At 65.0% G+C, this 10,045-nt stretch carries 6 protein-coding genes; 5 read left to right on the top strand and 1 reads right to left on the bottom strand.

Annotated elements, in window-relative coordinates; all coding sequences use genetic code 11:
- The first annotated feature begins 140 nt into the window (after positions 1 to 140).
- The 3 genes from nudC to CXQ88_RS01400 are packed head-to-tail and all read left to right on the top strand — an operon-like array spanning position 141 to position 3,963.
- The gene (gene nudC, locus CXQ88_RS01410; protein ID WP_104042378.1) at positions 141 to 1,163 is read left to right on the top strand and encodes an NAD(+) diphosphatase; all 1,023 of its coding nucleotides are present in this window, start codon (positions 141 to 143) and stop codon (positions 1,161 to 1,163) included.
- Positions 1,164 to 1,222: 59 nt separating this feature from the next.
- Positions 1,223 to 3,355, top strand: a complete 2,133-nt coding sequence (locus tag CXQ88_RS01405) for an ATP-dependent helicase (protein ID WP_104042377.1) — start codon at positions 1,223 to 1,225, stop codon at positions 3,353 to 3,355.
- Positions 3,352 to 3,963, top strand: coding sequence for a M48 family metallopeptidase (locus CXQ88_RS01400; RefSeq protein ID WP_104042376.1), 612 nt, complete (start codon positions 3,352 to 3,354; stop codon positions 3,961 to 3,963). Before CXQ88_RS01405 ends, CXQ88_RS01400 begins: the two co-directional genes overlap by 4 nt.
- 6 nt (positions 3,964 to 3,969) lie before the next feature.
- On the opposite strand, the gene CXQ88_RS01395 is transcribed toward CXQ88_RS01400, so the two are convergent.
- Positions 3,970 to 5,445, bottom strand: coding sequence for a zinc-dependent metalloprotease (locus CXQ88_RS01395; protein ID WP_104042375.1), 1,476 nt, complete (start codon positions 5,443 to 5,445; stop codon positions 3,970 to 3,972).
- 135 nt (positions 5,446 to 5,580) lie between these two features.
- On the opposite strand from CXQ88_RS01395, the gene CXQ88_RS01390 reads away from it, so the two are divergent.
- Complete coding sequence (locus CXQ88_RS01390; RefSeq protein ID WP_104042374.1) at positions 5,581 to 6,795, top strand: YlbL family protein; 1,215 nt, start codon at positions 5,581 to 5,583, stop codon at positions 6,793 to 6,795.
- A gap of 149 nt (positions 6,796 to 6,944) precedes the next feature.
- Entirely contained in the window at positions 6,945 to 9,929 is a 2,985-nt protein-coding gene (locus CXQ88_RS01385) for a UPF0182 family membrane protein (protein WP_181037378.1), read from the top strand.
- The last annotated feature ends 116 nt before the right edge of the window (positions 9,930 to 10,045 follow it).

Raw genomic sequence — 10,045 nt, 5'->3', positions numbered from 1 at the left:
AGATTGCGTCCAGTCCAACACACCGGTCCAAGGTCGGCGAGTCTTCAGATATAGTCCAAAACCGGGTAGGCAAGGTGGCCTGGCGACCGGGGCATGCACCCCAAATATCAATTGTCGGTCCCAATCAGTACGGTGGACACATGAGCCATGCGGAGTCTGTTACACCGGTCCACTTGGGCAAGGCAGCCCGGCTGCCGGCGAACCACCTGATGGACACGGTACTCCCGGTGCCTCCCGCGCTGGTTGACCGCGGCTCCGTCGCCCGGGCACAACCGGGGATGGTGGAGGAACTCCTTGCCAATGCAGACACCTTGGCGGTTGTCCTGTCCGGCCGGCAGGGCCTGGTCCAGGGCGGCGGGCTGTTCATGTCCGGGGCCCGGGCACTCCGTGATGAGCTTGCCGCCGCAGGTGCGGTGCCAGAACTGACGGTCTACCTTGGTTCTGCCCTGCCCGATTCGGACCTTGCCCCGGGCACCCAACTGCTGCTTTTCGTCCTGCCGGAAGCAGTGGAGCCTGGAACCGCTGGAGTCCCATCGGATGCAACGTGGGCCGGATTCCGGGACGTTGCGGCCGGGCTGACCCCAACGCATACGGCACTTTTTGTTGAAGCCAGCGCCATCGCCAATTGGCATGCCACCCACACGCACTGTCCGCGCTGCGGTTCGCCCACGGACGTGGAAGCCGGGGGATGGGTTCGGCGCTGCCCGGTTGATGACTCTGAACACTACCCGCGGACCGATCCGGCCATCATCGTCACCGTGGTAGGCCCGGACGGCCGCCTGCTCCTGGGCGGCGGCGGTGCCCGTGATGCCAGGAATTATTCAACCCTGGCGGGGTTCGTGGAACCGGGGGAGTCCCTGGAACAGGCAGTGGTCCGGGAGATTCATGAAGAAGTGGGAGTCAGGGTTACCGCCTGCCAGTACCTTGGCTCGCAGTCCTGGCCGTTCCCCGCCTCCCTTATGCTTGGATTTACCGCCGTCACTGAAGACGCCGAGGCAACGCCCGACGGCGTGGAGGTCACCAGGGCGCGCTGGTTCAGCCGTGAGGAGCTCCAGGACGCCGTGCTCGCCGGTGAGATCACCATCTCCAGCCGGCTGTCGATTGCCCGCTCCCTGATAGAGCACTGGTTCGGCGGACGTATTCAGGACCTGGCAGGCGCCTGAAGCCCTACTTATCCATCAGACTCCAGCACGCGGTAGTCGAGACGAAAAAAGCAGCAAAAGTGACTACAGAAAATTTTGACGGTGCAGCTTCCCTGGAAGACCGCATCCTCGGCGGGCTGGACGCGGAACAGCGCGAGGTGGCGAGCACGCTCAACGGCCCGCTCTGCGTGCTGGCCGGCGCCGGCACCGGCAAGACCCGGGCCATCACCCACCGCATCGCTTATGGCGTGCACTCCGGCGTTTACACACCCCAGCGGCTGCTGGCCGTAACCTTCACTGCCCGCGCGGCGGCGGAGATGCGCAGCCGGCTGCGCGACCTTGGCGCAGGCAACGTCCAGGCCCGCACCTTCCACGCCGCGGCCCTGCGCCAGCTGCAGTTCTTCTGGCCGCAGGCCGTTGGCGGGACGCTGCCCAAACTGCTGGACCACAAAGCCCAAATGCTCGCGGAGGCAGCCCGGCGGCTTCGGCTGAGCACGGACAGGGCCTCCATCCGCGACCTTGCCTCGGAAATCGAGTGGGCAAAAGTATCCATGCTGACCCCCGCCAACTACCTCGAAAACGCGCAGGACCGGGGCGCTCCGGGCGGCTTCGACCTCACTGCCGTGGCACGGGTTTTCCAGTCCTATGAAGACGTCAAAACAGACCGCAACGTCATCGACTTTGAGGACGTCCTGCTGATCACGGTGGGCATCCTGCAGGAGGACGAAAAGGTCGCCGCCACCGTCCGCGAGCAGTACCGGCATTTTGTCGTGGACGAGTACCAGGACGTTTCCCCGCTGCAGCAAAGGCTCCTGGAACTGTGGCTGGGAGGAAGGGACGAGCTGTGCGTCGTTGGGGATGCCAGCCAGACCATCTACTCGTTCACCGGCGCCTCCCCGAAGCACCTCCTGGAATTCAAGGCCCGCTATCCGCAGGCCAACGTGGTAAAGCTCATCAGGGATTACCGCTCCACGCCGCAGGTGGTCAAGCTCGCCAACGATCTCCTCGCGGGCAGGCGCAGCGGCGGCGCTGTTGCTGATGCTGCCTGGGCTGCACCGCTCCAGCTCGTGGCGCAGCGGCCCGCCGGGCCTGCCCCCCAGTTCACCGAGTGCTCGGATGACGAAGCTGAAGCAGCCACGGTTGCGCAAAAGATCAAAGCGCTGCTCGACGCCGGCACCCCGGCCAGCGAGGTGGCAGTGCTCTTCCGTACCAACGGTCAGTCCGAGGCTTACGAACAGGCGCTTGCTGCCGCCGGCATCGGGTACCAACTGCGCGGCGGCGAGCGGTTCTTCGCCCGCAAGGAAGTTCGTGACGCCATCCTCCAGCTGCGGGCAGCCACCCGGGCAGTCTCCGCGGAGTCACCGGAGCCGTTGGGCCAGCTGGTCCGGGATATCGTGGCTTCCCTCGGCTACACGGACGCGGCGCCCCACAACGGCGGCGCGCTGCGTGAACGCTGGGAATCCCTCGCGGCGCTGGTCGCGCTCGCCGACGAACTCGTCAAGACCCGGGGCCCGGAGTTTGGCCTCGCTGAGTTTGTCAACGAACTCCAGGAACGTTCGCTGGCCCAACACGCACCCACCGTGCAGGGCGTAACCCTTGCCTCCCTGCACGCGGCCAAGGGCCTGGAATGGGACGCCGTGTTCCTGGTGGGGCTCAGCGAAGGGCTCATGCCCATCTCCTTCGCCGACTCGCCTGAATCTGTGGACGAGGAACGGCGGCTCCTCTACGTTGGAATCACCCGCGCACGGGAACACCTCTCACTGTCCTGGTCCACCGCCAGGACGCCGGGTGGCCGTGCCAACCGAAAACCCTCCAGGTTCCTGGACGGCCTGCGCCCGGATTCCGTCGCCGGCTCAAACATCAGGGGCAAGGGTCCGGCTCCCCGCCGCAAGGCTGCCTCCCCGGCTATGTGCAGGGTCTGCGGCAGCATGCTTGCCACCGGTGCGGAGCGCAAGGTAGGGCGGTGCAACGCCTGCCCGCCGAGCTACGAGGAACAGACCTTCGACGCCCTGAGGACCTGGCGGCGCGAAGTAGCGCTCGCTGCCGATGTCCCCGCCTTTGTGGTGTTCACCGACGCAACGCTCACAGCCATTGCCGAAGCACTGCCGGGATCCTTGGAAGAACTTGCGGCGCTGGCAGGAGTCGGACCGTCCAAGCTGGAACGCTACGGGGAAGACGTCCTGCGGGTACTGGTGGAAAGCACCTCCCTGTGATCACCACCGAGGGCGGCGCCCCCGTTGAGGTCCGGCGGTCCGCCCGCCGGACCCGGACCGTGGCGGCCTTCTGGGAAAACGGCACCGCTGTGGTGGCCATCCCGGCGCGGTTCACGGCAGCACAGGAAAAAGAATGGGTCCAGCGGATGCTGGCCAAGCTGCACCGCCAGGGCGAACGGCGCTCAGCTTCCGGCCGGAAGCGCCCAACCTCGGACGCCACCCTCGCGGCCCACGCGGGCCGGCTCTCCGAAAGGTACCTCGGCGGAAAGGCCACACCGGCGTCGGTACGCTGGGTCAGCAACCAGAACTCAAGGTGGGGTTCGGCCACCCCGGCGGACGGCACCATCCGTCTCTCGGACAAACTGCGCCGGATGCCCCAGTGGGTCATCGACTATGTGCTGCTCCATGAGCTCGCACACCTCCTGGTGGCAGGGCACAACGCCGCATTCTGGAAGCTGCTGGAGGCCTACCCGGAGACTGCGCGGGCGAAGGCATTCCTGGAGGGCGTGTCCTTTGCCATGGCCCGTGGCCTTCCGGGCAGTGAAGCGGGTGACGGGACCCGCGCCGTCCAGCCAGGGCAGGAGCACTGGGCGGACGACGCCGACTAGGCTCGCCTAGCTCTTGGGCCCGCCATCCTGTCCGTCAGTGTCCGGGGCCTCAGCGTCCGGCCCACCTGCATCGGGGCCGTCAGTTGCCTTGCCGTCCTGTCCGCCGTCGGTTTCTTCCGTTCCGTTGGCCGGGGCGGCGTCAAACCCGCCGCTCAGCAACTTCTGCAGGGCGTCGTCCACCTCAGTGTCGCTGGCTTCCGCCAGTTTCCGGCGTCCGCTGAATCCGCGGGGATCGTCAAGGTCCTCGGCTGTGGGCAGCAGGTCCGGGTGGTGCCAGATCGCGTCTCGGCCTTCAATGCCGCGTTCTTCCTTAAGCGTTGCCCACAGAGTGGCTGCATCCCGCAGCCGGCGGGGGCGCAATTCCAAACCGACCAGCGAAGCGAACGCATGCTCGGCCGGGCCGCCGGTGGCACGGCGGCGGCGGACAGTCTCCCGAAGGGCGCCGGCAGACGGCAGCACCTTCTCGGTGGCGGCTGCAGTGAGTTCGTCCACCCAGCCCTCCACCAGTGCAAGTGCTGTTTCCAGTTTCTCCAGGGCCTGATCCTGGGCCGGGGTCCGCTGGGGCATGAACACGCCCTGCGAAAGGGCTTCCTGGATGCCCTCGGGATTGCTGGGATCGAGATCCCGCGCCAGTTCCTCGATGCGGGAAGTATCGATATGGATGCCCCGCGCGTAAGCCTCAATGGCGCCCAGCAGGTGGCCCCGCAGCCAGGGAACCTGGACAAAGAGCCGGGCGTGCGCAGCTTCCCGTACAGCGAGGAAGAGCCGGATATCGTTCTCGGGCAGGGAAAGCCCCTCGCCAAAGGCGGCTACGTTGATGGGGAGCAGGGCCATCTCAAGGTCCGCGAGGGGCACGCCGATGTCGGTGGAGCTCACCACATCCGTGGAGAGGGCACCGATGGCCTGCCCGAGCTGCATGCCGAAGATGGCACCGCCCATGTTCTGGAGCATTGACGAGGCTCCGCCCATCATGGACTTCATCTCTTCGGGCATCTGCTCCGTCATGGCGGATGAGAGCGCATTGGCGATGCTGTTTGCCACCGGCTCGGTCAGCCTCTTCCAGGTGCCCAGGGTGGCTTCGACCCACTCCGCACGGGACCACGCCCGGCCGATCAGGCCTGTTGCGGGAAGATCGGTGACGGGGTCGAGCCACAGTTCGGCGAGGCGCAGGGCTTCGTCCACTTCGCGGGACTGCTGCGAGGTGACGGAGGGGTCCGCACTGCCGGCTGCGACCCGCCGGGCGTTCTCGTGGGCCAGCTGCCAGTTCACGGGTCCCTCGGACGGTGCGCTCATCATGGCCTGGACCTGGGAGAACATCTGGGCCAGCAGGTTGGGGTCGTTGGGAAGGCCTGCAGCCTTGGCCAGTTCGGCGGGGTCGAAGTTTTCCATCCCCTTGCCGCCCATCAGGTTTTGCAGCATCTCTGTCAACGGGTCCTTGGGGGTGTCGTCGCCGTTGGACGGATTGAGTGGGTTGGAGGTCATGATCCCGCCGATCGTCGGTGTGACTGTTGATCAACCTTCACGGTACCCCGGTGGTGGTCGGCTGTCTGCCGCACCGCGTTACCGTTCGCTGTAGGCAAAGAACTCCGCCCGCGGGGCACCGGTAGTGTTGGTTCAGTGACTACAACCCGTGGCGGCCACCCCTCCGAGGACCACGCTGCCGAGCTCCCTTCCGGTACCCGGCACGGGGAATCAGGCAATCCTGAAACCGGCGCGCCAGCAGGTGCACTGGAAGCCTGGCCAGCGGCTGAAACTGCACCGTTTCCCGGTGGCCCGGCCCCCCGGGACAGGAAAGTGTCGGCCATGATGGTGGCCGGAGTAACTGCCTTGGTGCTCGGAATCGCTGTGGGCACTTTGCCGGTTCCGTACGTCGTCGAAACACCCGGCCCTACATACAACACGCTGGGCCAGAGCCAGGGTAGCCCGGTCATCAGGGTCAGCGGCCGGGAAACCTATCCGGCAGCCGGCAACCTTGACCTGACAACGGTGTACGTCAGCGGCGGCCCCAGCAGCCCGGTGAGCATTATGGGCGTTTTCTCGGCCTGGCTCGACCCCTCAAAGGCTGTGTACCCGCAGGAACTGATCTACCCCACCGGCACCACCAAAGAAGAGGCCGAGGAACAGAGCTCGGTGGCCATGACAACGTCGCAGGAGAACGCTGTGGCCTCGGCCCTCAACGAGCTGGACATTCCCTTCGGGCAGCAGCTTCAGGCTGCAAACCTTTCCGAGGGTTCTGCCGCCGCCGGGAAAATTGAGCCGGGGGACATTCTCAAGACCATCAACGGCAAAGACATCACTTCCCTCGCTGTTATCCAGGAGGAACTTGCGGCAGGAAAGGGTGCGTCCGCCACAGTGGTGGTGGAACGCGATGGCCGCCAGGTCACGCAGGAGATCACCCCGAAGGACAACGGTGCGGGGCGTTTCATCCTGGGTGTGATGCTCAAATACCTGTTTACTTTCCCCTTCGACGTGCAGATCTCGCTCGAAAAAGTGGGCGGGCCCAGCGCGGGACTGATGTTCTCCCTCGGCATCATCGACACCGTCACGCCCGGGGACCTCACAGGAGGAAAACACGTCGCCGGTACCGGGACCATTACCCCTGACGGCGTGGTTGGGCCCATCGGCGGCATCGGGCAGAAGATGCAGGGCGCAAGGTCCGGGGGAGCCACCCTGTTCCTCGCTCCTGCAGCCAACTGCGGGGAAGTGGTGGGCCATATTCCGGACGGCCTGCAAGTGGTCAAGGTGGAGAACCTCGCGGAGGCCCGGCGCGCCGTCGAGCTTGCCGGTTCCGGAGGGGACACATCCGGCCTTCCGGCGTGTACAACCAACTAGACTGGGCAGGAACTAAGCTTTACCGCCACTCGTGGCAATTAAGACGGACGAAACCAGCGTTTGACGGTTAGTACGTCGCTCGCACGCACGCTTCGAATAATCTGACGACCAGCTATGAGGTACCGAGTTTGTCCCGTCCCGCCAGCACCATGTCCACAGGTAAACCCCCCTCAAGACGGGGGCCGCTGACGCCCACCCTGATCGTTGTTGCCCTGGTGGTTGTGGGCTTCATCTTCTTTGCCAACGTCTGGACCGATGTCCTCTGGTACCGGCAGCTTGGCTTCATCGAAGTGTTCATTACTGAGAACCTGGCCCGGATCGCGATCTTCGCCGCCGGTTTCGCCATCATGTTCTTGGCCGTCTTCTTCGCCATCCGGATTGCCTACCAGTCCCGGCCGGTCTACGCCCCGGACTCGGAAATCCGCGACAACCTGAACCGCTACCAGGCGCAGCTCGAACCTGTCCGCCGGGTTGTTATGGTGGGCCTGCCCGTCCTGTTCGGCCTCTTCGCCGGAAGCGCAGCGGCCAGCCAATGGCAGAAGGTCCTCCTGTTCTTCAACCAGGAACAGTTTGGCAAGGAGGACCCGCAATTCGGGCTGGACATCAGCTTTTACCTCATGACGCTGCCGTTCCTGGGCTTCGTCACCGGTTTCCTGATCAGCGTGGTGGTGATCGCCGGCATCGCAGGCATCCTCACGCACTACCTCTACGGCAGTATCCGGCTGATGGAGCGGGGTGTCTTCACGAGCCGCGCCGCGCAGATCCACATCGCCGTCACCGGTGCCGCCTTCCTGGTGCTTCTGGGCATCAATTTCTGGCTGGACCGTTTTTCGGCAGTGCAGAGCAACAACGGGCGCTGGGCCGGTGCCCTCTACACGGATGTCAATGCGGTCATCCCCACCAAGTCCATCCTGGCCGTGGCTGCAGCGCTGGTTGCCATCCTGTTCATCGTGGCGGCGGTTATTGGTCGCTGGCGCCTGCCCGTGATCGGCACAGCGATGCTGGTCATCACGTCTATCCTGGCGGGCGGCGTCTACCCCTGGGTTATCCAGCAGTTCCAGGTACGGCCCTCGGAGGAAACGCTGGAAAGGGAATTCATCCAGCGCAACATTGACAATACGCGTGCGGCTTACGGTTTGGACAAAATCCAAGTAGACCGGTACGACGCCACCAACACAGCCACCACGGGCGCGCTGGCACCGGACGCTCAGACGACGGCGAACATCCGGCTGCTGGACCCGAACCTGATCTCCGACGCGTTCTCGCAGCTGGAGCAGTATCGGCCCTACTACCAGTTCCCCGAAGCCCTCAACGTGGACCGCTACGAGGTGGACGGCAAGATTCAGGACACGGTGATCGCCGTCCGCGAGCTGAACCCCGCCAACGTGGAAACAAACCAGCAGGGCTGGCTCAACCAGCACGTTGTGTACACGCACGGCTACGGTGTGGTGGCAGCAAAGGGAAATAAGTTCACTGTGGACGGCAAACCCGAGTTCCTGCAGTCGGGCATTCCCTCAACGGGCGTGCTGGGCGATGACTCAAGCTACGAGCCCCGGATCTACTTCGGCGAATCCTCGCCGGACTACTCGATTGTGGGTGCGCCGGAAGGTGCCCCTGCACGCGAGCAGGACAGGCCTTCCGGCCGCGAAGGGGAGGGTGAGACCCAGTACACCTTCGAAGGCAACGGCGGGCCCAACGTTGGTACTTTCTTCAACAGGGTGCTGTACTCCATCAAGTTCCAGTCCTCGGATTTGCTGCTGTCGGACGGTGTCAACCCGGAGTCGCAGATTCTGTACGAACGCAATCCCCGGGACCGCGTGGAGAAGGTTGCCCCCTACCTGACGGTTGACGGCAACGCCTACCCGGCAGTGGTGGACGGCCGCGTCAAGTGGATCGTGGACGGCTACACCACCAGCCAGTACTACCCCTACTCGCAGCAGGAGCAGCTTTCGGACGCGACTGCGGACTCGCAGACTACATCCGGCCGGGCGGTCGCGCTGCCCAACAGCACGGTCAATTACATCCGCAACTCAGTGAAGGCTACGGTTGACGCCTACGACGGTTCGGTCACCCTGTACGCCTGGGACGACCAGGACCCACTGCTGAAGGCCTGGCAGAAGGTGTTCCCCACCTCGTTGAAGCCGTTCTCGGAGATGTCGGGCGACGTTATGAGCCACGTCCGGTACCCGGAGGATCTGTTCAAGGTCCAGCGCCAGCTGCTGGGGGAGTACCACGTGACGGATCCTTCCAGCTTCTACAAGACCAACGATGCGTGGAGCGTTCCGGCAGATCCCACAGTCGATTCGAACACCGACGTCAAGCAGCCGCCGTTCTACATGTCGCTGCAGATGCCGGACCAGGAGAAGCCGGCTTTCCAGCTCACTTCCTCGTTCATTCCCCAAATTGTCAACGGAAACGCACGCAACGTCCTCTACGGCTTCCTCGCTGCGGACTCCGACGCCGGCAACCAGGCGGGTGTGAAGGCCGAGAGCTACGGCAAGCTGCGGCTGCTGCAGATCCCGCCGGAAATCCAGGTCCCCGGTCCCGGCCAGGCGCAGAACAAGTTCAACTCCGATCCCACCGTTTCGCAGGCCCTTAACCTGCTCCGCCAGGGCGCATCTGACGTGCTGAACGGCAACCTGCTCACGCTTCCCGTGGGCGGCGGCATCCTGTACGTGCAGCCTGTCTACCTCAAGTCCACCGGTGAGACGTCCTACCCCACGCTGCAGCGCGTCCTGGTGGCCTTTGGCGACAAGGTGGGCTTTGCGCCCACCTTGGATGAAGCGCTGAAGCAGCTCTTCGGCGGAGACTCCGGAGCCGCTGCGGGCGACTCGGACAACAATGGCCAGACTCCGGCGGATCCCGCCGCCCCGGCCAGCCCAGGGGGAGCGAATGCCAAGGCAGATCTGAAGACGGCACTGGACGAGGCTAACGCCGCTATCCAGGCCGGCCAGGCTGCGCTTGCCGCCGGTGACTTCGCAGCCTACGGCGAGGCGCAGAAGCGCCTTGCGGCTGCCCTCAAGAAGGCAGTGGAGGCGGAGGGCAAGATCCCGGCTGCCGCTCCCGAGGCAACTCCGGCGCCGGCGTCCACAGCGACGCCCGAGGCCACGCCTTCGCCCTCGCCCGGCAGCTGATCACCCGCCAGCTGATCACGACGGCGGCACCCGGCACCTTCTCCATCCGGAGCGGGTGCCGGGCCGGCGAGACGGAGATCACGCCCTCCCGATTTGGCCTGCTGTTCACCGGCCGG

The organism is Arthrobacter sp. ZGTC412 (assembly GCF_002929215.1).
Lineage (GTDB): Bacteria > Actinomycetota > Actinomycetes > Actinomycetales > Micrococcaceae > Arthrobacter.
This window is presented reverse-complemented; position numbering and strand designations above follow the sequence as displayed.

Coding starts and splice junctions, on each gene's coding strand:
- nudC (WP_104042378.1), top strand. CDS start 141: ATGAGCCATGCGGAGTCTGTTACACCGGTCCACTTGGGCAAGGCAGCC.
- CXQ88_RS01395 (WP_104042375.1), bottom strand. CDS start 5,445: ATGACCTCCAACCCACTCAATCCGTCCAACGGCGACGACACCCCCAAG.
- CXQ88_RS01385 (WP_181037378.1), top strand. CDS start 6,945: ATGTCCACAGGTAAACCCCCCTCAAGACGGGGGCCGCTGACGCCCACC.